We start from the raw sequence: 24,558 nt of genomic DNA, 5'->3' as shown, positions 1-24,558 counted from the left end.
GGCCCCGTGACGCACGTCCGGCGGCTCACCCCCGTCCCAGCTCCCGGACGCACCTCCATTCCCCGAGGAACGGCCGGTAGCCGAAGGAGTGGTTGATGGCGAGCATCGGGGCGTTGGTGGCGTCGTTGCCGGTGAAGGCCACGGTGCAGCCGGCGTCCCGGGCGCGGCGGAGGGAGTGCGCCTTGGCCAGCCGGGCCAGGCCGCGGCCGCGGAAGGCGGGGCGGGTGCCGGTGCCGACCGAGGAGTAGCGGCCCAGGTTGTCGGTGGCGGCCAGGCTGTAGGCGGCGACCGTGTCGCCGACGGTCACCACGGAGGTCAGGTCGAGGTCGATATCGGGGCGTTCCCAGATGGTGCGCAGCCAGTTGTCGTAGGTGAGGGCGTCGGTGGGGACGTCGCCCGGCTCGTCGGCGATGGCCTCGGCGTCGGCGGCGAAGAGGGGGTGCGGGTCGGCGCCGAAGTCGGCGGCGGTGAGCAGGCGGACGCCGGGCGGGAGCGGGGAGGGCAGCGGCGGCAGATCGGCGGTGGTGAGGTCGAGGCGGAGGCAGTGGGCGGAACGGGTGCGGCGGTAGCCGCGGCGCTCGGCGAAGGCCAGGGGGCCGGGTTCGTCGACGGCCCAGGTGAAGAGGTGGGTGGCGCCGACCGCCGTCAGATGCTCCTCGGCCGCGGTCAGCAGGGCGGTGCCGGCGCCCCGGCGCCGGTGGTCCGGGTGCACCTTCGGGGTGGCCGCGCCCTGGCCCGGGGTGCTGCTCTCGCACAACAGCCTGCTGCTGACCGAGCCGACGATCCGGCCGTCCAGCTCGGCGACGAACATCCGCAGGTGCTCCTCCGGGAGCGCGTCGGCCGCCTGCCAGGCGATGCCCTGCGGCGTGAAGACCATGAAGGGCAGCGCGGCACGCTGCAACTCCGCCACGGCCTTGGCGTCGGCGGCGCGGAAGTCGCGTACGAGAAGAGTCATGAGCGCGGACGGTACGCCGCCCCCGGCCGTTTTGCCTCTCCTTTTCCGCTGGGCGGCGGGCAGTTGGCCGTCCCTTTTCCGAAGTGTGGCAGGGGTGTGGCTCATTCCGGACGGCTTGTGCGGCTAATAGGTGGCCACTGCATCTATCTGGGCGTACGGTGACGCCGGCCGGATGCGGCGGCCCGCCGCACCACCGTGGAGAGGAGCCGCGAACCATGTGCGGAATCACCGGATGGATCTCCTACGACAACGACCTGACGGGGCGCCGGGCGACCCTGGAGGCGATGACCGCGACGATGGCCCGCCGCGGGCCGGACGCCGCGGGCATCTGGCTCGACACCCACGCCGCGCTCGGCCACCGCCGCCTCGCCGTCATCGACATCGAGGGAGGCGCACAGCCCATGGCCGTCGAGCACGACGGCCGCACCCTGGTCGTGACGACCTACAGCGGCGAGGTCTACAACTACCGCGAACTGCGCGAGGAGTTGACCCGGCTCGGCCACACCTTCCGTACCAGCAGCGACACCGAAGTCGTCCTGCACGCCTACCTCCAGTGGGGCGAGGGCTTCGTCGAGCGCCTCAACGGTATGTACGCCTTCGCGCTCTGGGATCCGCGTACCGAACAACTCCTGCTGATACGCGACCGGATGGGGATCAAGCCGCTCTACTACTACCCGACCTCCGACGGCGTCCTCTTCGGCTCCGAACCCAAGGCGATCCTCGCCCACCCCTCCGTACGGCCCACCGTCGACGCCGAGGGCCTCGCCGAACTGATCACCTTCACCAAGACCCCCGGCCACGCCGTCTACAAGGGCATGTACGAGGTGCGCCCCGGCCATATCGTCCGGGTGGGCCGCGGCGGCCTGACCATCAAGCGCTACTGGGCGCTCACGGCCCGCGAGCACACCGACGACCGCGACACCACCGTTGCGCGGATCCGCGCCCTGCTCGACGACATCGTCGCCCGCCAGCTGATCGCCGATGTGCCGCTGTGCACCCTGCTCTCCGGCGGCCTGGACTCCTCCGCCATCACCGCGCTCTCCGCCAAGGCACTGGCGGCGGAGGGCAGCGGCCCGGTCCGCTCCTTCGCCGTCGACTTCACCGGCTACACCGAGAACTTCACCCCCGACGACCTGCGCGGCACCCCCGACGGGCCGTACGCCCACGCCCTGGCCGAACACGTCCGCTCCGACCACCGCGACATCGTCCTGGACACCGCCGACCTGATGGACCCCGCCCACCGCGCCGCCGTCCTCGCCGCCCGCGATCTGCCCAACGGCTTCGGTGACGGCGACACCTCCCTCTACCTGCTGTTCAAGGCCGTCCGGGAACAGTCGACCGTCGCCCTCTCCGGCGAGTCCGCGGACGAGATCTTCGGCGGCTACCGCTGGTTCCACGACCCCGAGGCCGTGCACGCCGACACCTTCCCGTGGATCGCCGCGGGCCTGTCGGGACGCTTCACCGGCGGCAACGCCACCCGCGAGGCGCTGCTGGACCGTGCCCTGCTCGACAAGCTCGATCTGCGCGGCTACCAGGCCCGCCGCTACCGCGAGGCGCTCGCCGAAGTCCCGTACCTGGACGGCGACACCGGACTCCAGCGCCGGATGCGCGAGATCAGCTACCTGCATCTGACCCGCTTCGTGCAGATCCTCCTCGACCGCAAGGACCGCGCCAGCATGGCCGTCGGCCTGGAGGTCCGCGTCCCGTTCTGCGACCACCGCCTGGTCGACTACGTCTTCAACACCCCCTGGTCCCTGAAGACCTTCGACGGCCGCGAGAAGTCGCTGCTGCGCGCCGCCACCCGCGACGTCCTGCCCGACCTGGTCGCCGACCGCGTCAAGAGCCCCTACCCCAGCACCCAGGACCCCCGGTACAGCGAGGTGCTGCGCGACCGGCTCAGGGACCTGACCGCCGACCGCACCGCCCCCGTACGGCCGCTGCTGGACGCCGGCGCCACCGCCGAGGCCACCGCCGACGGCGCCGACAACGACATCCGGCCCGGCGCCGAACTGGTCCTCGGCATCGACGCCTGGCTCCGGACGACCGGTACGTCCCTGGAGCTCTAGAACCCGTCCGAGGGGTCGGTGCCGGCCCGCGGCACACTCCGGACAGGCCCTGGGCCCCGCCTGTCACACCGGCCCGTCACCACCCCAAAGGGCTACCGCCGGAAAACCGGCGTGGTGGCCGCTCCTGGCGCACAATGGGTGCCCCGCACCGACGTCCGCACCAGGAGCGCCACCGTGTCCCCGCAGACCCTCACGATCACCATCGATCCGGACGCGGCCGACGCGCCATTCGAGCAGGTACGCACCCAGATCGCCGACCGTGCCCGGGACGGCCGGCTGCCCGTCGGCTACAAGCTCCCCACCGTCCGCGGGCTCGCCGAAGAGCTGAGTCTGGCCGCCAACACCGTCGCCAAGGCCTACCGCGCCCTGGAGAGCGACGGGGTGATCGAGACCCGCGGCCGCAACGGCAGCTTCGTCGCGGCGGCCGGCGAGGCCGCCGACAAGGAGGTCGCCGCGGCCGCCGAGATCTACGCCCGGCGCGCCCGGCGCCTCGGCCTGGACCACGGCACCGCCCTCGCCGCGGTCCGCGATGCGCTGCGGGCGGCCTACGACACGGACGCCTGACCCGCACCGACCCCTTCCCCGGCCTCTCCCTTCCTCTCTCCCCCTGTCCTCTCCTCTCCTCCCGACCCGAAGGAAAGCGACTCATGCCCAGCCCCCAGGCCCTCGTCCGCCGCCCCGGCCCCCGGATAGCCGAGGGTCTGGTCACCCATGTCGAACGCCGCCCGGTGGACCCCGCGCTCGCCCTGGACCAGTGGGAACGCTATGTCCGTACGCTCCGGGACCACGGTTGGCACACCACCGAGGTCGCGCCCGCCGACGACTGCCCGGACGCGGTGTTCATCGAGGACACCATGGTCGTCTTCCGCAATGTGGCGCTGATCGCCCGGCCGGGCGCGGAGGTGCGCCGGGCCGAGATACCCGCCGCCCGCCGCGCCGCCGAGGCGCTGGGCTGCTCGCTCAACGAGGTCCGCGCGCCCGGCACGCTCGACGGCGGCGACATCCTCAAGATCGGCGACACCGTGTACGTCGGCCGCGGCGGCCGCACCAACGCCGAGGGGGTACGCCAACTCCGCGCCGCCTTCGAACCGTTGGGGGCCCGTGTCGTCGCCGTACCGATCAGCCGGGTGCTGCATCTGAAGTCCGCGGTCACCGCCCTGCCGGACGGCACGGTCATCGGCCACCCCGCCCTGGTCGAGGACCCCGCCCTCTTCCCCGCCTTCCGCCCCGTTCCCGAGGAGGCCGGCGCGCACGTCGTCCTCCTGGGCGGCGACGCCCTTCTGATGGCCTCCTCCGCGCCGCGCACCGCGGAGCTCTTCGCCGGCCTCGGCTACCGGCCGGTCCTGGTGGACATCGGCGAATTCGAGAAGCTGGAGGGCTGCGTCACCTGCCTGTCGATACGGTTGCGCGGGCTCGCCGCATAACGCGCTGATCGCGTTCACTCCCTGCATACTGGGGCACATCGGGCATGATCGCCTCGCTGTGCCGGGCGGGCCCGGACGGCGGTGTCCCAGGAGGTGCAGGGTGATGGCGCGGCTGGAGCTGGCGGCGGATGTGCTGGTGGTCCGTCTGGCCTGGTGGGAGAGGGTGGTGGCCCGGCGCGGATCCCTGCGCGTGCCCCTGGGGGCCGTCGCGGAGGTGTCGGTCCAGGAGGACTGGTGGCGCGCCGTGCGGGGGACTCGGGTGCGGGGGCTCAAGGTGCCCGGCTCCCTCTGCCTGGGGGAGTGGCGCCACCGCGACGGACGGGACTTCCTGGCCCTCGCCCCGCGCCGAGGCCCCGTCGTCCGGATCGAGCTGCGCCCGACCGCCCCGTTCAGCCGGATCGCCGTCACCGTATCGCAGGCGTCGCAGGTGTGGCGCGAGGCGGCGTCGCGGACGGGGGCGACGGGGACGGGCGCGTCCGATGTGCGCCCGCTGTCGGCCTCCGGTCCCTCAAGTCGGCCGTAGCAGCAGCGATTTATCGACTCCCGGGCGTGCTGCCATCGCCTTGGCCGTGATCGACGCCGCGGGGGACACTGGCACCGTGACCACACAAGCCAGCATCCGGGTGATCGTGGCCGACGACCAGGCGGCGGTGCGCGAAGGACTCGTTCTGCTCCTCGGGACCATGCCGGGCATCACGGTCGTGGCCGAAGCGGGCGACGGCGCGGAGGCGGTCGCCCAGGTCGCCGAACACCGCCCGGACGTCGTCCTGATGGACCTGGGCATGCCCAACGTCACCGGCGCGGAGGCCACTTCGCGGGTGCGGCGGGACCACCCCGGGACCCAGGTCGTCGTCCTCACCACCTACGCGTCCGAGGACCTGGCTCTGGAGGCGCTGAGCGCCGGGGCCCTGGGCTATCTCACCAAGTCCGCGACCAAGGACGCCATCGCCCGCGCGCTGAGCGCTGCCGCCGCCGGGCAGGCGGTGCTCGACCCCGGCGTACAGCGCACCCTCATCCAGGCGGCGACCCGCGGCCGGCCGGTCCCGGCGCCCGCCGACGGGCTCACCGTGCGGGAGATCGACGTCCTCAAGCTGATCGCCGCCGGATGCGGCAACCGCGACATCTCCCGGCGGCTGTTCATCAGCGAACCCACCGTCAAAACCCATATCAACCGCATTTTCGCCAAGACGGGAAGCAAGGACCGCGCCCAGGCGATTCGCTACGCCCAACAGCACCGTTACGCCGACACCGACACCGACACCGACACCGACCCCGTATAACCGGGGATGACCGGCCAGGTGGAGGCAGGTGGACGGGAAATCCACCTGCCTCCACCCGAAGTCCACCCGCGGACCGCCCCGGTGCGGCCGATCGCCGCGATAGCGTCGAAATCCGCCGGCGGGAAAGCCGGAATCCGCCGGAGCAAAATCCGGAGAGAAGTCCGGAAAGACGTCCGGACGGAAATCCGGACGGAAATCCGGAGAGAAAACGGAGGGAGAAAAGCATGGGGGCCTTGGCGCTGAACGGCGACATGCTGATGAATTTCGTGCTGTTACGGTTCGCCCTGATCGCGGGCGGTGTCCTGCTTCTCGCCATCATCGCCTTCGCGGCGCTGCTGTACCTCAGGCGCCGGGGAACGGCCGGTCAGGAAACGCTGAACCGGGCGCGCGAGCACGCCGTACCGCTCGCCCGCACCGTCCTGGACAGCCGGCGCCACCGCGACCGGCGGCGGTGACCGGCCGGCCATGACGCGGTACGCCTCCGCGAACGTGGTCATGCAGATCGTCGGCTTCGGTCTGCTGGCCGGCACGCTGGCCACCGCCCGCGAGGGCTCCCTGACCCTGTGGGTGGTCTACGGCGCCTGCTGCGCCGGCTGGTTCGCCTTCCACTTCCTCGTCACAGCCCGGCCGCGCCGGGCCGGGGTCGCGCTGCTCCTCAGCGCCCTGCTGCCCGCGGTGGCCGCGGGCTGGGCCCAGGACTCCACCGCGGTGATCCTGGTGAGCGTGCTGCTCGGACGGTTCGCCGCCTGGCACCGGCCGAGGGCGGCCGCCCTGTGGCCGGTGCTCTGCGGCTGTCTGCTGCTGACCCTGCTCACCTCGGCGGCCGGCGGCGCCGGACCGGGCGATCTGGCCGGCTACGCCGTCATGATGCTGTTGCTGACCCTGCTGGGCCTCAACCAGCGGCAGTACCGGCTGCGGGCCGACCAGGCCGAACGGCTGCTGCACCAGACCACGTTGATGCAGCAGGAACAGGCCCAGGTCGCCGTGCTGGGGGAGCGGGCCCGTATCGCGCGGGAGATCCACGATGTGCTCGCGCATTCGCTGGGCGCGTTGACCGTCCAGCTCAAGGCGGCCGATGCGCTGCTGGAGGGCGGGGACCTCGACGGCGCGCGGGCCCGGGTCCGGCGCTCGGGCCGGCTGGCCGACGACGGCCTGGCCGAAGCGGCGGCCGCGGTCGCCGCGCTCCGCGACGAGGTGATCCCGCTGCCGGACATGCTGGCCGCGCTGGTGGCGGACTTCGGCCGCGACCACCGCACCGACGTGCGGCTGACCACCACCGGGACCGCGCGCCCGCTGCCCTCCGGCCCCGTAGTCGTCCTCGTCCGCGTCACCCGTGAGGCGCTCACCAACGCCGCCAAGCACGCACCCGGCGGCGCCGTCACCGTCGGCCTGGACTACGGCGCCGACCGCGTCCGCCTGGAGGTGCGCAACGACATCCCGCGCGCCGCCGCCTTCGTCACCGCCGGCCCGCCGGTCTCCGGATACGGCCTCACCGGGATGCGCGAACGCCTCGCCCTGGTCGGCGGCACGCTGCACACCGGCCCGGACGCGTCCCGCCGCACCTGGCGGCTGGTCGTGGAGGTCACCGCCTGAGGGGCCGGCGACCGCGTCGGCCGGCTCGTGAAGCAGGCCGCCCCTCACGAATACAGCCGCTCACAGGTACAACCCCGCCTCCCCTCCCGGGCCCTGGGCCGGGACCGATGCCGGGCGGGTTCCGCGGCGCAGGGCGTACAGCTCGGCCAGGGAGGCGCCGTCGCGGCCGATGCCCTCCTCCGTGCCGAGCCAGCCGGCCGCTTCCCTGCGGGTCAGCGGGCCGACCTCGATACGGGCCAGACAGCGGCCGGGGCGCACCACCGCGGGGTGCATCCGTTCGAGGTCCTCGTTGGTGGTGACGCCGACCAGGACGTTGCGGCCCTGGCCGAGCAGCCCGTCGGTGAGGTTGAGCAGCCGGGACAGCGCCTGGCCCGCGGTGTGCTTGGCCTCGCCGCGGATCAGCTCGTCGCAGTCCTCCAGGAGCAGCAGCCGCCAACGGCCCTTGCCGGCGCCGTCGTCCTCGCCGATGGCGATGTCCATGAGATAGCCGACGTCGTTGAAGAGCCGTTCGGGGTCCAGTACGCAGTCCACCTGGCACCAGTCGCGCCAGGAGCGGGCCAGCGTGCGCAGCGCCGAGGTCTTGCCGGTGCCGGGCGGGCCGTGCAGCAGCAGGAGGCGGCCGGCGATCTCCTCGGGCGCGACCTTCATCAGCGCATCCATCGCCTCGGCCACCGGCGCGGTGTAGTTGCGGCGGATCTCCTCCCAGGTGCCGGCCGTGATCTGCCGGGAGGTGCGGTACGGACCGCGGCGCGGCGAGAAGTACCAGAAGCCCATCGCGACATCGTCCGGCTGCGGCTCCGGCTCGTCCTCCGCACCGTCGGCCGACTGCCCCAGCACCTTCTCGGCCAGTTCGTCGGTGACGGCGGTGACCGTCACATCGGCGCCGCGGCTCCAGCGGGAGACCAGCAGGGTGTAGCCGTCGCCCTCGGCCAGGGTGGCGCTGCGGTCCTCGTCGCGTGCGGCCCGCAGCACCCGCGCCCCCGGCGGCAGCAGCGTCAGCCCGGACTTCACCCGGTCGACCGAGCGGCTGCGGGCGTACGGCTGCTCGCCGTTGGCGAACCGCCCCAGGAACAGCGCATCGACGACATCGGCGGGCGCATCGCTGTCGTCCATGGTCAGCCGGATCGGCAGCGCCTTCCCGGCGGCGGACGGCGGCGCGGCGGCAGGGGGTACGGCGTTGGGTGGCTCGGCGGACGGCGGCACGAGGGACGGCTGCACGTGATCGGCACACATGCCGCCATGATCCGCCAGACGGCCCCGCCGCGTATACGGAATAACCCGGCTCCGCGGAGACGGAGCAACCCGGCCACGCGGCCCCGGCGCCGGAAGCCGGGCCTCGATGTCGCGCGGCGCCCGTCGGCCCGTCAGGACGAGGGCCGCCCACAGACGGCGCAATGGCCGGACGGCGGCCGCGGGCCGGCGGACACTTGTGCCGGCGTGACCGCCGCTCGAAGGGAGCCGCCGCGTGGAGCCGCCGAGCGGAACCGCCCTGACGGTGGTCATGGTGTGCCTCACCGTGGCCACCGGTGTGCTCGATGCCGTCAGCTTTCTGGCCCTCGGCCATGTCTTCACCGCCACCCAGACCGGCAATCTGCTCTTCCTCGGCTTCGGTATCGCCGGGCAGGGCGGGCTCCCGGTGGTGCTCACCGTCGTCTCGCTCGGCTCCTTCGCGCTGGGCGCGGTGCTCGGCGCACGGATGGAAGCCACGCTGGCCGACCGTCAGCAGCACTGGTTCCCGGCGGCGTTGCTGGCGGAGGCCGGGCTGCTGGCCGCCGCGGCGGTGACCGGCTGGGAGGCCGGCCCGGCCTGGGGGCCGGCGCTCGCCCGGCGCTGCACCGTCATCGGCCTGATGGCGGTGGCGATGGGCGTCCGCAACGTCACCGCCATACGGGTCGGCGCTCCCGACCTGACCACCACTGTGGCGACCCGGGCGATGACCGCCCTGTTCAGCGGCTCCCCGCTCGGCCACGACAGACGGCTGGGCCACGGCACCCACGCCGTGCCCCGCCGGCTGGCCTCGGTGGCCTCGATGTTCCTGGGCGCGCTGCTGGGAGCCTGGCTGATCGGACTGGGCACCCGCCCGCACCTGGTCCTGCTGCTCGTCGCCGTACTGGTCGCGGCCACCGCGCTCCTCGTACCGGGACTCACCCACCGTCAGGACGGCCCGCCAAGGACATCGCAGTGAAGATATCGCGGTGAAGATCCGGACACATCGGTGGATGTCCCGTGAATGCTGGACGACACGGGAGGGATTCTTGGCATGGACACTTCCGGCGCTCCGGGGGTCCTGCTACCACGAATAAGGCAGAGATCCTGCTATGGGAGGTTCCATGAGACTGTCCCGTGCGGCGGCCCTGGGGGCCGCCTTCCTTGTCACCACGGCGCTCACGCTCACCGGCGCGAGCGCCGCCGCATCCGACCAACTCTCCGGCGCCACCGGCTATGTGGCCCTCGGTGACTCCTACTCCTCGGGTGTCGGAGCCGGCAGCTACGACAGCAGCAGCGGCTCCTGCAAGCGCAGCACCAGGGCCTACCCGGCCCTCTGGGCCGCCGCCCACACCCCCTCGACCTTCTCCTTCACCGCCTGCTCCGGCGCCCGTACGGGTGATGTTGTCAACGGCCAGCTCGGCCCGCTGAACAGCTCCACCGGACTGGTGAGCATCACCATCGGCGGCAATGACGCCGGTTTCGCCGACACCATGACGACCTGTGCGCTCCAGGGTGAGAGCGCCTGCCTGGCCCGCATCGCCCAGGCGCGCCAGTACATCGACACCACGCTGCCCGGCAAGCTCGACACCGTGTACAACGCCATCCAGGCCAAGGCCCCGTCCGCCCGTGTGGTGGTTTTGGGCTACCCGCACTTCTACAAGCTCGGCGGGGTCTGCGTCGCCGGGCTCACCGAGAAGTCCCGGTCCGCCATAGACGCCGCGGCCGACGACATCAACGGCGTCATGGCCAAGCGCGCCGCCGACCACGGCTTCTCCTTCGCCGACGTCAACCCCACCTTTTCCGGCCATGAACTGTGCTCCGGCAGCCCCTGGCTGCACAGCGTGACCTACCCGGTCGACGAGTCCTACCACCCCACCGCCGCCGGTCAGTCGGGCGGCTATCTCCCGGTCCTCGCCTCCGCTGCGTGACCGTCCGTACACACGACGCCGGGGAGGAACCGCCCTCCCGGAACCTCCTCGTGCGTCCCGTTGCCCCGTCAGATGGCCCCAAGCGGCCCGACGGTCAGTCAACTCGCCCTGCTGAGCGTCCTGTAGGGGTCATTACGTATGGTGTTCGGCAACGTCAAGAGAGGCAGGTGAATCCGTTGACCGGTCTGCACGCATGTCCTCCAAGGGAGATAGGGTTACCCTGCCCGTGCCGGGTGCCCTCGTCAGGGTGGGGAGAGTCATGGAACAGATAACAGTGCGAAGCAGGGCGAGAGTCCCTGCCATCAGTTGCGGAAGCGGCGCGTCCAGTGCGCGTCTGGACCGCCATCTCGCGGTGCTCGGCGGACCCGCCATACCGCAGCGGGAGACGGAAGGTGCGACGTCGCTGATGCGCGAACTCACCACCCGTGATCACTCCCGCACGAGGAAGAGCCGCGGAGCCAGGGTGTCGCTGTTCGCTCCGCTGCGCAGGCTTCGGCGTTCGCTGTTCGGCGGCCACGGCTGACCTGACGCGAGACCTCGCGCGACCACACCGTCCCGGCACCGCGTTGCCGCGCAGCGCGTCGGTGTGCTCGCCGAGGCACGCACCACCCGGCTCTTCCTTCACCACCCGTTCTTGTGACGGGTGGTTTTTTCGTGGGCCCCCTTCCGGGGACTGTTGCGCGGACCGCTCACCACAGCGCGAACTGGCCCTCCGGCCCCTCTTCCTGATGGTCGAGCACGGATGCCGGGCGGCGCGCCGCGGCCGGTACGGGAAGGACGCCCGCCTCCCGCAGCTCCTTGGCGGTCAGCTGCGGGGCGTCCGCCGTACGGGCCGTCAACCCGGCGAGCTCCGGGGCCATTTCGGCCAGCAGCGCCAGCACGGTGATCAGTTCCAGCAGCTCCGAGGTCCACTCCTGCGGCCAGGCGGGGGTGCGCAGCGCCGCCAGCGCGCCCTGCGCGGGGTCCGCGGGGGCCGTCCGTTCCTCGAACCAGGACTCCAGCACCCGTACCCCGCCCGCGTGGAAGTCCCAGGCGCCCTGCGGCACCGGCGAGATCCGGCCGTCGCCGAGCAGCAGGGCCTCCTCGCCGTCGTCGTAGGCGAGAGAGGCCGGCAGACCGCGGGCGGGCAGTGCCGAGCGGACGTAGGGGCGGCGGCCGCCCGGCATCCGCGGCCGTTCGCCGACGCCCGCCCCGTAGGGATGGGCCCCGTACGTGTGCAGCCACAGCAGGCGCTCGCCGAGCGCGACGCCGGTGTCCCAGACGTCCGCATCCGTGGTGAGGGGGACTTCGGTGCCGTCGGGGGCGTGGCGGCCGCTCGCGGCGATCCAGGCCAGCAGGTCCGTCGGGCCCACCGGGCGGTCCAGGCGGCGGGCGAGGAGGCCGAGCAGGCCGGGCGCGATATTGGGTTCGGCGCCGCCGGGACGGCGGTGGAGGGGGTGGATCCGGCCCGGGCGGCCGGCCGGGGAACGCCCGTCCGGCAGGAGGGCGGAACACACCACGGCGGGTCCCGGCGTCTGTGGCACCGGCCCCAGCTCGACCGCGAACAGCTGCCGGGCGTCCGCCACCCGCCACAGCTCGGGCCGCGCCCCGTCGATCAGCCGGTGGTCGGGCAGCAGCCACTGCCGGTCGAAGGGGCCGTGCAGGATCCGTACGGGCTCGGGGCAGGGGCCGCTCGCGCGGGCCAGCCGGCCGGTGGGCGTGGCCTGGCCCGGCAGCTGGGCGACGGCCGAATGCAGGGTCCGCGACCGCGACGGGCGGAACAGCCGCTCGCGGGCGGCCGCGTCCTCTGCGGTCACCAGCGCGTTCCACCGGGCGCGCAGCACGGCCGGATCCGGCCCCCGTACCCAGGAGCGGCCCAGCCGGAGCGGCGGCACCGACCACGGCATCAGGTCGGCCAGCCGTGGCGCGGCCGCCTGCGGTGCGTCCTTCCGCGGTACGTCGTTCCGTGGCGCGTCCTGCTTCGCCGTCACGCGGAGCCCCTCCCGGACCGTTCGGCTGACCCCGGCATGGTAGCGACGGGCGCGAGCGCCCCGACGGCGTGCCCGTCCCGCCCCGGTGCGCCCTTCCGCCAACTGATCTTGGACGGTACGGTCCCGCCAACGGACAGGCCCTACGCCCGACCGGGCCGCGCGAGGACCGTACGCAGGGGAGACCGTATGCAGGGGAGGACGGTATGACCGACACCGCCGTGGCGGGAGCGCGGGCCGCGGCACGGCTGGACCGGCTGCCGCCGTCCCGCTGGCACCGCCGGCTCACCCTCACCGTCGGGATCGGTGCGTTCTTCGACCTCTACGAGATCTTCCTGGGCGGGGTGCTCGCCGCAGTCCTCGCCGCGCAGTGGCACCTGGGGGACGTCGCGAAGTCCGCGGTGATCGCGTCCGGGTTCCTCGGCATGTTCGTCGGCGCCAACGTCCTGTCGGTGCTGGCCGACCGCTTCGGGCGGCGCCGGATGTTCCTGGTCAACCTGGGCGGCTATGCGGCCTGTTCGCTGGCCTGCGCGCTGGCTCCCGATCTGCGCGCGCTGCTCGTGCTGCGGTTCCTGTGCGGGCTCGGCCTCGGCGCCGAACTCGTCCTCGTCGACACCTACCTCGCCGAGTTCCTGCCCCGGGCGGTACGCGGCCGCTATATCGCCCTGGCGTACACCTTCGGCTTCGCCGGGGTGCCGGTGGCGGCGCTGCTGGGCGCGCGGCTGGTGGCCGGACACCAGCCGCTGGGCATCGACGGCTGGCGCTGGCTGCTGGTCGCGGGCGCGCTGGGCGCCGCCTTCATCCAGCTCATGCGGCGCCAACTGCCGGAATCCCCACGGTGGTTGACGGTCCAGGGCCGCGAGGAGGAGGCCGCCCGGATCGTCCGCGGGATCGAGGAACGGGTGGCCCACGAGACCGGCCGGACGCTCCCGTCCGTCCCGGAGGCCGAAACCGTCCCCGAGCGCCGGGTGCCGCTGGGCGAGATGTTCCGCGGCGACTTCCGGCGGCGCACCGTGATGTGGTGGCTCTTCCAGGTGCTCCAGACCGTCGGCTACTACGGTTTCGGTTCGCTGGCGCCGGTGGTGCTGACGGCGAAGGGTCACACCGTCACCGAATCGCTGCTGTACGCGGCCCTGAGCTACTGCGGCTATCCGATCGGCTCCGCGCTGTCCGTCCCGCTCATCGACCGGATCGAGCGCCGTACGCTGATCATCGCCGCCGCGCTCGGCATCGCCGGCTGCGGTCTCGCTTTCGGCTTCGCCGACGCCACCTGGGCGATCGTCGCGTTCGGCTTCCTGCTGACGGTGTGCAGCAACGTCTTCTCCAACGCCTTCCACGTCTACCAGACCGAAATCTTCCCCACCGGCCTGCGCAGCAGCGCCATCGGCATCGCCTACTCGCTGTCCCGGCTGACGTCCGTGGTGCTGCCGTTCGTCGCGCTGACGCTGTTGGACCGGCTGGGCGCGGCCGCGGTGTTCACCGGGTCGGCGGTGCTGATGGTGCTGCTGTGCCTGGACGTGGCGCTGCTGGGGCCGCGCACCACGGGACGGAGCCTGGAGCGCATCTGAGCGGACGGGCGGCCGCCGTCAGTGCGCGTCCAGCGTGACGGTGAACGAGAACCGGTCGCCGCGGTAGTGGATCACCGCGATATCGACCACCCGGCCGTCCTCGTCACAGGTCAGGCCCGTGTAGTGCAGGATCGGGCTGAGCAGCGGCACCTGGAGCAGCGCCGCGGTCTCCGGATCCGCCAGCCGCGCCTCGACGGTGTCGGTGATCCGGCCGATCCGTACGCCCACCGCGTCCCGCAGCACCTTGGTCATCGGCCAGCGCTCCAGATCCGCCGGGTCGATCCGGTCGGCCACATCGGGCCGGACGTAGTTGCGCGCGTGGTTGGTCGGCTCGCCCGTCTCCTCGTCGCTGCGCAGCCGCCGGAACCCGGCGACCTCCGTCAGCCCCGGGAAATGCTCGGCCAGGCCGGACGGTACCGGCACCGGCCCGTGCTCCAGCAGCTCGGTGCGCATCCCGGACTGCTGGGCCACGATCGCATCGACCGAACCCAGCAGCCGCACCGGCGCACCGCGCTGCGCCCCCGGCTCGATGAACGTCCCGCGCCGCCGGTGCCGGCTGATCAGCCCCTCCGTCTCCAGTTCCTTCAGGGCCTGGCGCATCGTCAGCACGCTCACGCCGTAGTGCGCGGCGAGGGCGTCCTCGGTGGGCAGCCGCAGCGGTGCGTCGGGCGAGCGGCCCAGTATGGAGGCGCGCAGCGACTGCGAGACCTGGTACCACAGCGGCAGCTTGCGGTTCAGGGCGAGCGAGTCGGGGGCGAAGGTGGTCACAGAGGGGCTCCGGTGTCAGGGCGTTCCCCGTCTCAAGGGCGGAAGTGGCGCTGGAGACCTTGCCATACGTCGTCGTAGGCGCGCTGGAGATGGTCGGCATCCCGGGCCTGGGCGGTGAGCGTCAGCGGCCAGCGGGTCTCGAACATGAAGGCCAGGCCGTCGTCGACCTTCTGCGGCCGCAGCTCGGCCGCGCTGGCACGGTCGAAGGTCTCCCGGTCCGGGCCGTGCGCCGACATCATGTTGTGCAGCGAGCCGCCGCCGGGGACGAAGCCCCCTTTTCCGGCGGTCTTCGCGTCGTACGCGCCCTCGATCAGGCCCATGTACTCGGTCATCACATTGCGGTGGAAATAGGGCGGGCGGAAGGTGTCCTCGCCCACCAGCCAGCGCGGTGCGAACACCACGAAGTCCACGCCGGCCAGGCCCGGGGTGTCGGAGGGGGCGGTCAGGACGGTGAAGATCGACGGGTCGGGGTGGTCGTAGCTGATGGACCCGATGACATTGAAGCGGCGCAGGTCGTAGACGTACGGGACGTGGTTGCCGTGCCAGGCGACGACGTCCAGGGGGGAGTGGTCGTAGGTGGCCTTCCACAGGGTGCCGCAGAATTTGTTGACCACCTCGACGGGGCCCTCGACGTCCTCGTAGGCCGCGACCGGGGCGAGGAAGTCCCGCGGGTTCGCCAGCCCGTTGGCGCCGATCGGGCCGAGGTCGGGGAGCTGGAAGGGCCGGCCGTAGTTCTCGCAGACATAGCCGCGAGCCGTCGGGCCCCGCCCGTCGGACGCGGCGTCCAGCAGCTCGACGCGGAAGCGCACACCGCGCGGGATCAGCGCCACCTGGCCCGGTTCGGCGCGCAGCAGCCCGAATTCGGTCCGCAGCAGCAGCCCGCCGCGCTCGGGCACGATCAGCAGCTCGCCGTCCGCGTCGCTGAACACCCGGTCGGTCATGGAGGCGTTGGCGCGGTAGAGGTGGACGGCCATGCCGGTGCGCTGGGTGGCGTCGCCGTTGCCGCCCAGCGTCCACAGGCCGGAGAGGAAGTCGGTGGGGCCGTCGGGCTCGGGCAGCGGGTTCCAGCGCAGCCGGTTGGGGTCGGGGACGCAGTCGGTGAACGGCGCGGAGCGCAGCGCGCCCTGCTCGGCGCGGACGAACGGCGGATGCGCGGCCGAGGGCCGGATGCGGTAGAGCCAGGAGCGGCGGTTGTGGGCGCGCGGTTCGGTGAACGCCGAGCCGCTCAGCTGCTCGGCGTACAGGCCCAGCGGGGCGCGCTGCGGGGAGTTGCGGCCCACCGGCAGGGCGCCGGGGACGGCCTCCGAGCTGTGCTCGTTGCCGAAGCCGCAGGAGTACGCCGGCCCGTCGGCGCTCTTCCCGGCCTGCTCGTCGCCCGTACCCGTCATCGTGTGCTCCCGCCGCTCGAAGACCTGTGCACCAGCCGCGCGACGACCTGTGCACCATCGGACACCGTCCGGCCGGATCCCGTACCCGGCCGAATCCTATGCAAGACATTAGGATTGCTGTCCGGTGCCTCGCCCGTCAATGGAGACTCTTGGCCGTGATGGCCGGATCCCGGCGTCGGTACCCTCCCGCCGCCCCGCCGGGCAGGATGTCCGCGTGCAGCAGCCGACCCCGTTCCGACACGTCCCCGTCCAGCAGCGCAGCGCCCGGCGCCTGGCCCGCATCCTCGACGCCTGCGCCGAACTCCTCGACGAGACCGGCTACGAGGAGCTCAGCACCCGCGCCGTGGCCGACCGCGCCGGCGTCCCCATCGGCTCGGTCTACCGCTTCTTCCCCAACAAGCGCGCCATGGCCGAGGCGCTCGCCCGGCGCAATCTCGACGCCTACGCGGACCGGATCACCGCCCGCCTCACGGCCCCGGACGCGGCAGCGGGCTGGCGGGCCGCCATGGATGTGGTGATCGACGAATATCTCGCCATGAAGCGCACGGTGCCCGGTTTCACCCTGGTGGAGTTCACCGTCCCCGCCCCGCCCGCGGACCGCCGCGCCAACTACGACGTCGCCGACCGGCTGCTGGCCCTGCTCGCCGCCCCGCTCGGCCTGGACGCCGCCGACGAGCGGCTGCGCACCGCCGTCCTCGTCGGCGTCGAGACCGCCGACGCGCTGCTCCAGCTCGCCTTCCGGACGGATCCCGGCGGCGATGCCGCGATCGTGACGGAGTGCAAGGAGCTGCTTCGGGCGTATCTGGTGCGGTATCTGGACCAGGGGGCCGACGGCCTGGAGGGGCGTTGACCCCGCGGGGCGCTGATACCCGCCGCCACCTGGGGTTTTTGGCGACCTGGCCCCGACAGCCGTGATGCTGCTGGGCGCCGGACCGCTCTTCGGCATCATCCAGCCGGCCGCGTGCGTGATCACCGCCATTGCCCCCGGCCGGCTCGGCCTCGAGATCGGATCACGCCATGAGCGTGGTCTTTCCCATGCCTCTGGGGTGGGCATTGATGTGCACATTATGGATAATTTCGACTCGAAAGTGAGGTGTATTCGCAACGGATAAACGCATATCTGTCAGTTCCGTTCTCTCCGTGCTCGATTATGTGCGAACGGTAATACGGTCGCGTTTGTGCAGCTCCGCTATTCCTACCGGGCTTACCCAGGCGCCTCTCGACGTGCCGCATTGGCCAGGGCGTTCGGGTGCGTTCGTGTGGTGTGGAACGACTGTCTGCGAGATCGGAGGGAGGCGCACGCGGCCGGGCTGCCGTATGTGTCGTCGGCAGAACTGTCGCGCCGGCGGATCACGCAGGCCAAGCGCACCGAAGCGCGCGCCTGGCTCGCCGACGTGTCGGCTGTCGTCCTCCAGCAGTCTCCACGGGACCTGGATGCTGCCTACAGGAACTTCTTCGACTCCCGCAAGGGCAAGCGCAGGGGGCCTGAGGTCTCTCCGCCGCGGTTCAAGTCGAAGAAGGACTCGGCACAGTCCATCCGCCTCACCACCAACGCCTTCTCCCTCCGGGAAAACGGCACCGTGTACGTGGCCAAGGTCGGCGACATCAGGGTGAAGTGGTCCCGGCGCCTACCCGTCGCGCCGACGTCCCTGACAGTCACCAAGGATGCCTCCGGTCGGTACTTCATGAGCTTCGTCGTGGACACCGATCCGGACATGCTGCCCGAGCTGGATGCCGAGGTCGGCATTGACCTCGGCCTGGCCACTTTCGCGGTCCTCTCCGACGGCACGCGCATCAGCTCGCCGAAGTTCCTGCGGCGTGCGGAGAAGAAGCTCAAGCGGCTGCAGAAGGATCTGTCCCGTAAGGCGAAGGGATCGAAGAACCGGGCCAAGGCCCGTATCAGGGTCGCGCAGCAGCATGCCCGCGTGGCTGACCGGCGGCGGGACTGGCACCACAAGGCTTCCACGCGCATCATCCGCGCCAACCAAGCGGTGTACGTTGAAGACCTCGCGGTGTCCGGCCTCGCCCGTACCAAGCTGGCCAAGTCCGTACACGATGCAGGCTGGTCGGCCTTTGTCGCCATGCTGGAATACAAGGCTCAAAGGCACGGGCGGTACTTCGGGAGGATCGGCCGGTTCGAGCCGACCTCGCAGGTCTGCTCCACCTGCGGGATCAAGGACGGCCCCAAACCCCTCAGTGTCCGCGAGTGGACGTGCAAGGGGTGCGGAACGGTCCACGACCGTGACGACAACGCCTCGAAGAATACGCTGGCCGCTGGGCGGGCGGACAGGCTGAACGCCTCGCAGAGCGCAGGTAAGACCAGGGCGAGAGTCCCGGCGCCGCGCGTTGAAGCAGGAAGCCACCGAGACGGTCAGTCGGCCGTGGCAGGAATCCCCGGGCTTTAGCCCCCCCGGGAGCACGTCAATGGCCGGATCCGGTCCCTCGTCGGGGCATGTCACGGATGGCCGGGCGCCGTGATCGCGTCAATGTGTCCGGTACCGCCGGGTCGCGGCCCGGGGCGCGTTGACGGTGCGGCGGGCGGTGCCAAGGATGTGCGTTCAGCCGGCCCGTCCGATGGTCCATCAGGAGGAAGTGTGAAGCGTTCCCATGCCTTTGCCGTCTGTGCCCTCGTCCTCGCCTCCGGTACGGCCGTGACCGCCCACGCGGCCGACGGCTCCCCCGACGCCACCCCGCCCGCCGCGCACGGCAGGTCGGCCGCCGCGGCCTGGTGCACGCAGCAGGGCGGCGCGGTCCAGACCCGCGTCCCGTACTACACCGGCACCGGGGAGAAGCTCACCCCGCTGGGCGGCCAGCGGGAGATGTGCGTTTTCAGCGCCAAGGACGGCAGCCGGATCATGATCGCCGCGGACACCCTGGCCGCCGACAAACCGACCCTGGCCGCACTCGCCTACGTCCGCAAGCCCTCCGGCCCCAGCAGCCCCGGCAACCCCTCCATCGCCTACTGCCAGGGCATCAACGGCACCGCGATGTTCGGCAACCGGCCCACGGACGGCGGCGGTTGGGGCGCCCGGGGCGAGAGCGACCCGTCGAAGGTGACCTCGGCGTGCATGTTCGGCGACGGGTCGGTGATCGATGCCTGGGGGCTGAAGTACCACCAGGGCGGGGTGATCCGCGGCGCCGACCTGACCAAGAAGTTCCGCGCCGACATCCCGAAGACCTGAGGCCGGCCCCCTGCGGACCGCCCGGCCCCCTGCGGACCGTCCGGCCCGGACCGTCATGATGTCCGGATGACGAGCGCCACTCCCGCCGGGGGTGGCGCCCCTCAAACTAGCGCCGTTAGTTTGAGGGCCGCGGCGGAGTGCTGCGTACCTGGACCCCTCGGGAGGACGGCGAGATGCAGGACGGCGAGATGACGGCACACGACGGGATGTACATCGACGGAGCCTGGCGGCCCGCCGCCACCGCCGCCACCATCGAGGTGCGCAACCCCGCCGACGAACGGGTGATCGCGACCGTACCGGCCGGCACCGCCGAGGACATCGACGCCGCCGTGCGCGCCGCCCGCGCCGCACTGCCCGCCTGGCGCGCCACCGCCCCCGCCGAGCGCGCCGCCCGGCTGACCGCGCTGCGCGACCGCCTCGCCGCCCGCGCCGACGAGATCGCCGCCACCATCACCGCCGAACTGGGCTGCCCGACGTCCTTCAGCACCCGGGTCCAGGCCGCCCTGCCGATCGCGGTGACCGGTTCGTACGCCGAACTGGCCGCCTCGTACGCCTTCGAGGAGAAGCTCGGCAACTCCACGGTGCTGCACGAGCCGGTCGGTGTGGTCGGCGCGATCACCCCCTGGAACTACCCCCTCCACCAGATCACCAACAAGGTCGCCCCGGCGCTCGCCGCCGGCTGCACCGTGGTGCTCAAGCCCGCCGAGGACACCCCGCTCACCGCCCGGCTGTTCGCCGAGTGCGTGGACGCGGCGGGCATCCCGGCCGGTGTCTTCAATCTCGTCACCGGGCTCGGTACGGTCGCCGGCCAGGCGCTCGCCGAGCACGAGGGCGTCGACCTGGTCTCGTTCACCGGCTCCACGGCCGTCGGCAAGAAGATCGGCGCACTCGCGGGCGGCGCCGTCAAGCGCGTGGCCCTCGAACTGGGTGGCAAGTCCGCCAACGTCATCCTGCCCGGCGCCGACCTGGCCAAGGCCGTCGGCGTCAACGTCGCCGACGTCATCCGCAACGCCGGACAGTCCTGCAATGCGCTGACCCGGATGCTCGTCCACGCCGACCAGTACGACGAGGCGGTCGCCCTCGCCGCGCAGGGGTTCGCCGCCTGCGCCCCCGGCGACCCGACGGCGCCGGAGACCCGCCTGGGCCCGGTCGTCAACGCCAGGCAGCGCGACCGCGTCCGCGGCTTCATCGCCCAGGGCGTCAAGGAGGGCGCGCGCCTGGTGGCCGGCGGCGAGGACGCCCCCGAGGGCCTCGAGCTCGGCTACTACGTCCGCCCGACCGTCTTCGCCGACGTCACCCCCGACATGACCATCGCCCAGGAGGAGATCTTCGGCCCGGTCCTGTCGGTCCTGAGGTACGAGGACGAGGCCGAGGCCGTACGGATCGCCAACGGCACCGTCTACGGGCTCGCCGGCGCGGTCTGGGCCGCCGACGAGCAGACCGCGGTGGCCTTCGCCCGCCGCCTGGACACCGGCCAGGTCGACATCAACGGCGGCCGCTTCAACCTGCTGGCGCCCTTCGGCGGCTACAAGCAGTCCGGCGTCGGCCGGGAACTGGGGCCGCACGGCCTGAGCGAGTACCTCCAGACCAAATCGCTCCAGTTCTGACCCGTCGCCTCTCACGGGTCGCTCCACTTCCGCAAAAGGCCCCCGCTCCGTCCCGTTCGCCGCCGTACCGAGGAGAATCCGTGGCCGTCCGCGCCGCCGTACTGCCCGCCGTCAACGCCCCGCTCCAGGTCGCCGAGATCGACCTGCCCGAGCCGGGCCCCGGCCAGGTCCGTATCCGCCTCGCGGCCGCGGGCGTCTGCCACTCCGATCTCTCCCTGTCCAACGGCACCCTGCGCCAGCCCGCCCCGGCCGTCCTCGGCCACGAGGGCGCGGGCACCGTCACCGCCGTCGGCCCGGACGTGACCACGGTCGCCCCCGGTGACCAGGTCATCCTCAACTGGGCGCCGTCCTGCGGCAGTTGCCACTTCTGCGGGCTGGCCGAACCCTGGCTGTGCGCCCACGCCGCACGCGGCGCGGAGTCCCCGTACGCCACCCTCGCCGCCGACGGCAGCGCGCTCTACCCCGGTCTGGGCACGGCCGCCTTCGCCGAGGAGACGGTGGTGCCCGCGGCCGCCGCCCTGCCGCTGCCGGACGGCGTACCGCTCGCCGACGCCGCGCTGCTCGGCTGCGCGGTGCTCACCGGCTGGGGCGCCGTGCACCACAGCGCACGGGTGCGGGCGGGGGAGTCGGTGGTGGTCCTCGGCGTCGGCGGCGTGGGCCTGGCCACCCTCCAGGCGGCGCGGATCGCCGGGGCGGGCCCGATCGTGGCCGTGGACGTCTCCCCGGGCAAGGAGGAGCTGGCGCGGGCGGCCGGGGCCACCGAGTTCGTGGTGGCCGGTGACGACACCGCCAAGCGCGTCCGCGCCCTCACCGGCGGCGTGGGCGCCGATGTCGCCATCGAATGCGTGGGCCGCGCCGACACCATCCGTACGGCGTGGTCCGCCACCCGCCGCGGCGGCCGCACCACGGTCGTCGGCATCGGCGGCCAGGACCAGCAGGTCACCTTCTCCGCCCTGGAACTCTTCTACTTCGGCCGCACCCTCTCCGGCTGCGTCTACGGCAACAGCGATCCGGCCACCGACCTCCCGGCCATCGCCGTCCACGTCCGTTCGGGCGCCCTGGACCTCTCCGCCATGGTCACCGAACGCATCGGCCTCGACGACATCCCGTCCGCCTTCGAGGCGATGGTGGCGGGGAAGGGCGGACGGGCGCTGGTGGTGTTCTAGAGCCTGCCCGGCGGGGCGGGTTGGTGCCTGGACGCATCCGGCGATTTGTGCGGGAGCGGCCCTTGCCACACCTGAAGGAGTGGTTTGCGAGGCCCGTCCATGGATCGGCGTTTTTCTGATGAACACCGGGAGAGAAATCGGCCGATCGTTTCCTCAGCAAAAGGAGCCCGCCATGCGCGCACGTATCACCCTGACCGCCGTCGCCCTCGCCGCCACCGGAGTCCTCGCAGGAGCCGGTGTCGCGTCGGCCCACGGCGGGGCCAACGGTGCGGCCGTGAACTCTCCCGGCGTCGTCTCCGGCAACGTCATCCAGGTGCCCGTCCAGGTGCCGGTCAGTCTCTGCGGCAACAGCATCGACATCGTGGGGCTCCTCAATCCCACCTTCGGCAACACCTGCGTGAACGACTGACCGCCGGGGGCCATCGGCCCCCGGCCCCGCCGCCCCCTCACCCCGTCACCCTCCGCAGCCGCGGAAACGCCGGTGCCGCCGTCAGGAAGGCCAGCGAGACCAGGACGAACGGCCAGGTGAAGGTGTGGCCGCCGGACGGGGCGAGGAGGGCGGCGAGGGCGGGGCTCAGGGCCGTTGCGGCGGCGGCGCCGGTGAGCGCGTAGACCAGGCTCCAGGCGTCCGCGACGAGAAAGACCCCGCACAACGCCATCGCGACGAGTACCGCGTTGTAGCCCATCGTGCCCTCGGCCACCTGCCCGGCCGGTGCGCCCAGGGCCCAGGCGGTGGCGATACCGACGACGCTGCCGGCGCAGGCCAGTGCGCCCGCCCGGCGGCTGGCGAGGAAGATGCCCAGCAGAAAGATCAGGCCGACGTGCCAATGGGGGATGAAGAAGATCTGCCCGACGTTGGCGAAGAAGGCGTGCCAGAGGTCGGTGAAGGCCAGGGCGGTGGGGCCGGCGGCCGGGCGGGAGAGCGCGGCGGGGCCGGCGTCCTCGTGCCAGACCCGCTGGAATCCCGGGGCGGCGATGGTCATCGCGCTGGCCGTGAGGCAGAAGGGCAGGGTGAAGGTCGGCAGTTCCCAGGTGGCCAGTATCCGCGCGGCGGCGCCGGTGAGGACCGTGACCACCGCGCTGCCGGCCAGGGCGAGCAGTGCGGTCGACGGATGGGCCGCGCCGAGGAAGACCGCGCAACCGACCGCGACCAGGCAGGCGTTGAACCCCTCCAGGCCCGCGGTGATCCGGTCCCGGTCGACGCCCAGGAAACGGGCGGTGGCGGTGCCGACGGCCGTGCCCGTCAGCCCGTAGACGCCGAACTGCCAGCCCGCCGCGAACAGCGCGACCGAGAACACCAGGCCGGTCAGCGCATTCGGCAGGAAGTCGACCTGGGCCTGACCGCGCAGCACCTCGATCACGAACCGTCCGTAGCGCGTCTGCAAAGGCCCGCCGATGGCCGTGCCCGGCTCCTGCACCCCGCCCCCCATGCGTCATGGCCGAACTGCCCCTGTCCGCAAGGGGCCGGTGCACTTTATCGCTGTTGTATACGGTCCGGCTGCGGCAGGCGTGCGGGATGCTGGAGCGCCAGCCCGTCCACCAGCGCCCGCAGGCCGTCCTCGAACGCGCCCTCGTCCACCTGGCGTTGGTGCTCGGGCAGCAGGTGGGCCTGGCCCAGGTGCGGGTAGTCGGCGGGGTCGTAGGCGCCCGGGTCGTCCACGAAACCACGGGCGAACGAACCCAGGGCGGAGCCCGCCACGAAGTAGCGGACCATCGCGCAGATCCGGGTGGCCTGGGCCGGCGGCCAGCCCGCCTCGACCATGCCGCCGAATGCCGCGTCGGCCATCTTCAGCGCGGCCGGGCGGCGGCCTGGGCCCTGGGCGAGGAACGGCACGATGTGCGGATGCGCGGCGAGCGCGGCGCGGTAGGAGCGGGCCCAGTCCAGCAGCCCGGCCCGCCAGCTGCCGCCCGCCTGGAACGTCGACACATCGACCTTGGCCATGACGGTGTCCGCGACCGCGTCGAGGATCTCGTCCTTGGTCGTGAAGTGGTTGTAGAGCGACGGCCCGCTCACCCCCAGCTCCGCCGCGAGACGCCGGGTGGACAGCGCCGGCAGCCCCTCCGCGTCGATGAGCGCCAGCGCGGTGGTGACGATGCGTTCGCGGCTCAGGAGGGGCTTGCGGGGTCGGGCCATGCAGCACATATTGAAGTGCTCTCCTTCCCCCGGCAAGCCGGGGGAACGGCACACCGGAAGGAGACTCCTGCCTACCTTGCGGTGGCGGGCTTGACGCCACGGGTGCGCCTGACGACTGCCCTCCCGGCAGCCGGGATGAGCGCGAGGCCCATCCGGTACAGGTGCAAGATGTTCCGGCCTGCGTTCCAGTCGGCATTGCCGGACCAGGCGCAGTCGGGGTTCTTGCCTACTGGTCATCGGGCGCGCGCTGACGGGGGTCTCGGCCTTCTGACGCCCGCCGCACCGGGCGCTAAGCGCTTGCTCAGCGGCGCGGTATGGTGTTC

At 72.3% G+C, this 24,558-nt stretch carries 25 protein-coding genes and 1 pseudogene; 18 read left to right on the top strand and 8 right to left on the bottom strand.

Features of this window, described 5'->3' with window-relative positions:
* Positions 1 to 25: 25 nt before the first annotated feature.
* Entirely contained in the window at positions 26 to 955 is a 930-nt protein-coding gene (locus tag SNA_RS11995) for a GNAT family N-acetyltransferase (RefSeq protein ID WP_030072418.1), read from the bottom strand.
* Between the two features lie 215 nt (positions 956 to 1,170).
* On the opposite strand from SNA_RS11995, the gene asnB reads away from it, so the two are divergent.
* The 7 genes from asnB (at position 1,171) to SNA_RS11960 (ending at position 7,318) form a co-directional block, all read left to right on the top strand.
* Positions 1,171 to 3,021 carry an asparagine synthase (glutamine-hydrolyzing) gene (gene asnB / locus SNA_RS11990; protein WP_030072419.1) on the top strand — a complete coding sequence of 617 codons (1,851 nt, stop codon included), beginning with the start codon at positions 1,171 to 1,173 and terminating at the stop codon, positions 3,019 to 3,021.
* Positions 3,022 to 3,195: 174 nt separating this feature from the next.
* On the top strand, positions 3,196 to 3,585 hold the full coding sequence (locus tag SNA_RS11985; protein ID WP_044364906.1) for a GntR family transcriptional regulator: 390 nt from the start codon (positions 3,196 to 3,198) through the stop codon (positions 3,583 to 3,585).
* Positions 3,586 to 3,668: 83 nt separating this feature from the next.
* Positions 3,669 to 4,445 carry a dimethylargininase gene (ddaH, locus tag SNA_RS11980; protein WP_044364739.1) on the top strand — a complete coding sequence of 259 codons (777 nt, stop codon included), beginning with the start codon at positions 3,669 to 3,671 and terminating at the stop codon, positions 4,443 to 4,445.
* A 103-nt stretch (positions 4,446 to 4,548) separates the two neighbouring features.
* Positions 4,549 to 4,968 carry a hypothetical protein gene (locus SNA_RS11975; protein WP_037794020.1) on the top strand — a complete coding sequence of 140 codons (420 nt, stop codon included), beginning with the start codon at positions 4,549 to 4,551 and terminating at the stop codon, positions 4,966 to 4,968.
* A 76-nt stretch (positions 4,969 to 5,044) separates the two neighbouring features.
* Positions 5,045 to 5,725: a response regulator transcription factor gene (locus tag SNA_RS11970; protein ID WP_037794028.1), complete on the top strand. Its 681-nt coding sequence runs from the start codon at positions 5,045 to 5,047 to the stop codon at positions 5,723 to 5,725.
* A gap of 224 nt (positions 5,726 to 5,949) precedes the next feature.
* The gene (locus SNA_RS11965) at positions 5,950 to 6,180 is read left to right on the top strand and encodes a hypothetical protein (RefSeq protein WP_030072426.1); all 231 of its coding nucleotides are present in this window, start codon (positions 5,950 to 5,952) and stop codon (positions 6,178 to 6,180) included.
* Between the two features lie 10 nt (positions 6,181 to 6,190).
* The gene (locus SNA_RS11960; protein WP_030072428.1) at positions 6,191 to 7,318 is read left to right on the top strand and encodes a sensor histidine kinase; all 1,128 of its coding nucleotides are present in this window, start codon (positions 6,191 to 6,193) and stop codon (positions 7,316 to 7,318) included.
* Positions 7,319 to 7,378: 60 nt separating this feature from the next.
* Here the strand turns inward: SNA_RS11960 and SNA_RS11955 are convergent, their stop codons facing one another.
* Complete coding sequence (locus tag SNA_RS11955; protein ID WP_275041998.1) at positions 7,379 to 8,551, bottom strand: DUF5925 domain-containing protein; 1,173 nt, start codon at positions 8,549 to 8,551, stop codon at positions 7,379 to 7,381.
* A gap of 232 nt (positions 8,552 to 8,783) precedes the next feature.
* Between SNA_RS11955 and SNA_RS11950 the strand changes: the two genes are divergently transcribed.
* The 3 genes from SNA_RS11950 (at position 8,784) to SNA_RS39410 (ending at position 10,978) form a co-directional block, all read left to right on the top strand.
* Positions 8,784 to 9,503, top strand: a complete 720-nt coding sequence (locus tag SNA_RS11950; protein ID WP_030072434.1) for a YoaK family protein — start codon at positions 8,784 to 8,786, stop codon at positions 9,501 to 9,503.
* A 145-nt stretch (positions 9,504 to 9,648) separates the two neighbouring features.
* The gene (locus SNA_RS11945; protein ID WP_030072436.1) at positions 9,649 to 10,455 is read left to right on the top strand and encodes an SGNH/GDSL hydrolase family protein; all 807 of its coding nucleotides are present in this window, start codon (positions 9,649 to 9,651) and stop codon (positions 10,453 to 10,455) included.
* 259 nt (positions 10,456 to 10,714) lie between these two features.
* Positions 10,715 to 10,978: a hypothetical protein gene (locus tag SNA_RS39410; protein ID WP_078969868.1), complete on the top strand. Its 264-nt coding sequence runs from the start codon at positions 10,715 to 10,717 to the stop codon at positions 10,976 to 10,978.
* Positions 10,979 to 11,144: 166 nt separating this feature from the next.
* Here SNA_RS39410 and SNA_RS11940 read toward each other — a convergent pair whose 3' ends face one another.
* Entirely contained in the window at positions 11,145 to 12,425 is a 1,281-nt protein-coding gene (locus tag SNA_RS11940) for a type ISP restriction/modification enzyme (protein ID WP_420823470.1), read from the bottom strand.
* Between the two features lie 203 nt (positions 12,426 to 12,628).
* On the opposite strand from SNA_RS11940, the gene SNA_RS11935 reads away from it, so the two are divergent.
* Positions 12,629 to 13,990, top strand: coding sequence for an MFS transporter (locus SNA_RS11935; RefSeq protein WP_044364735.1), 1,362 nt, complete (start codon positions 12,629 to 12,631; stop codon positions 13,988 to 13,990).
* Positions 13,991 to 14,008: 18 nt separating this feature from the next.
* Here the strand turns inward: SNA_RS11935 and SNA_RS11930 are convergent, their stop codons facing one another.
* Together SNA_RS11930 and hmgA are read right to left on the bottom strand one after the other, a co-directional pair.
* Positions 14,009 to 14,758, bottom strand: coding sequence for a GntR family transcriptional regulator (locus SNA_RS11930; protein WP_044364732.1), 750 nt, complete (start codon positions 14,756 to 14,758; stop codon positions 14,009 to 14,011).
* Between the two features lie 32 nt (positions 14,759 to 14,790).
* On the bottom strand, positions 14,791 to 16,146 hold the full coding sequence (hmgA, locus tag SNA_RS11925) for a homogentisate 1,2-dioxygenase (protein ID WP_044364729.1): 1,356 nt from the start codon (positions 16,144 to 16,146) through the stop codon (positions 14,791 to 14,793).
* 214 nt (positions 16,147 to 16,360) lie between these two features.
* On the opposite strand from hmgA, the gene SNA_RS11920 reads away from it, so the two are divergent.
* The 7 genes from SNA_RS11920 to SNA_RS11895 all read left to right on the top strand — a co-directional run bounded on the left by SNA_RS11920 (position 16,361) and on the right by SNA_RS11895 (position 22,510).
* On the top strand, positions 16,361 to 16,996 hold the full coding sequence (locus tag SNA_RS11920; protein WP_030072448.1) for a TetR/AcrR family transcriptional regulator: 636 nt from the start codon (positions 16,361 to 16,363) through the stop codon (positions 16,994 to 16,996).
* Positions 16,997 to 17,060: 64 nt separating this feature from the next.
* Positions 17,061 to 17,258 (top strand): hypothetical protein, encoded by a 198-nt coding sequence (locus tag SNA_RS42205; protein ID WP_157879890.1) that lies wholly within the window; start codon positions 17,061 to 17,063, stop codon positions 17,256 to 17,258.
* A gap of 66 nt (positions 17,259 to 17,324) precedes the next feature.
* Entirely contained in the window at positions 17,325 to 18,551 is a 1,227-nt protein-coding gene (locus SNA_RS11915) for an RNA-guided endonuclease InsQ/TnpB family protein (RefSeq protein WP_030072449.1), read from the top strand.
* A gap of 189 nt (positions 18,552 to 18,740) precedes the next feature.
* Positions 18,741 to 19,328, top strand: a complete 588-nt coding sequence (locus tag SNA_RS11910; protein ID WP_030072450.1) for a hypothetical protein — start codon at positions 18,741 to 18,743, stop codon at positions 19,326 to 19,328.
* Positions 19,329 to 19,516: 188 nt separating this feature from the next.
* The gene (locus tag SNA_RS11905) at positions 19,517 to 20,935 is read left to right on the top strand and encodes an aldehyde dehydrogenase family protein (RefSeq protein WP_030072451.1); all 1,419 of its coding nucleotides are present in this window, start codon (positions 19,517 to 19,519) and stop codon (positions 20,933 to 20,935) included.
* 80 nt (positions 20,936 to 21,015) lie between these two features.
* Positions 21,016 to 22,101, top strand: a complete 1,086-nt coding sequence (locus SNA_RS11900) for a Zn-dependent alcohol dehydrogenase (RefSeq protein ID WP_044364727.1) — start codon at positions 21,016 to 21,018, stop codon at positions 22,099 to 22,101.
* 172 nt (positions 22,102 to 22,273) lie between these two features.
* Positions 22,274 to 22,510, top strand: a complete 237-nt coding sequence (locus tag SNA_RS11895; protein ID WP_030072452.1) for a chaplin — start codon at positions 22,274 to 22,276, stop codon at positions 22,508 to 22,510.
* Between the two features lie 37 nt (positions 22,511 to 22,547).
* Here SNA_RS11895 and SNA_RS11890 read toward each other — a convergent pair whose 3' ends face one another.
* The 3 genes and pseudogenes from SNA_RS11890 to SNA_RS43760 all read right to left on the bottom strand — a co-directional run.
* Positions 22,548 to 23,519, bottom strand: a complete 972-nt coding sequence (locus tag SNA_RS11890; protein WP_241779614.1) for an urea transporter — start codon at positions 23,517 to 23,519, stop codon at positions 22,548 to 22,550.
* Positions 23,520 to 23,575: 56 nt separating this feature from the next.
* The gene (locus tag SNA_RS11885) at positions 23,576 to 24,235 is read right to left on the bottom strand and encodes a TetR/AcrR family transcriptional regulator (protein ID WP_030072455.1); all 660 of its coding nucleotides are present in this window, start codon (positions 24,233 to 24,235) and stop codon (positions 23,576 to 23,578) included.
* A 71-nt stretch (positions 24,236 to 24,306) separates the two neighbouring features.
* A pseudogene (locus SNA_RS43760) lies at positions 24,307 to 24,465 on the bottom strand (RNA-guided endonuclease TnpB family protein); the annotation flags it as partial.
* Positions 24,466 to 24,558: the final 93 nt, after the last annotated feature.

Origin of the sequence: Streptomyces natalensis ATCC 27448, assembly GCF_000935125.1 — a bacterium.
Lineage (GTDB): Bacteria > Actinomycetota > Actinomycetes > Streptomycetales > Streptomycetaceae > Streptomyces > Streptomyces natalensis.
Note: the sequence above shows the minus strand (reverse complement) of the source record. Positions and strands in the feature narration are given on the sequence as shown.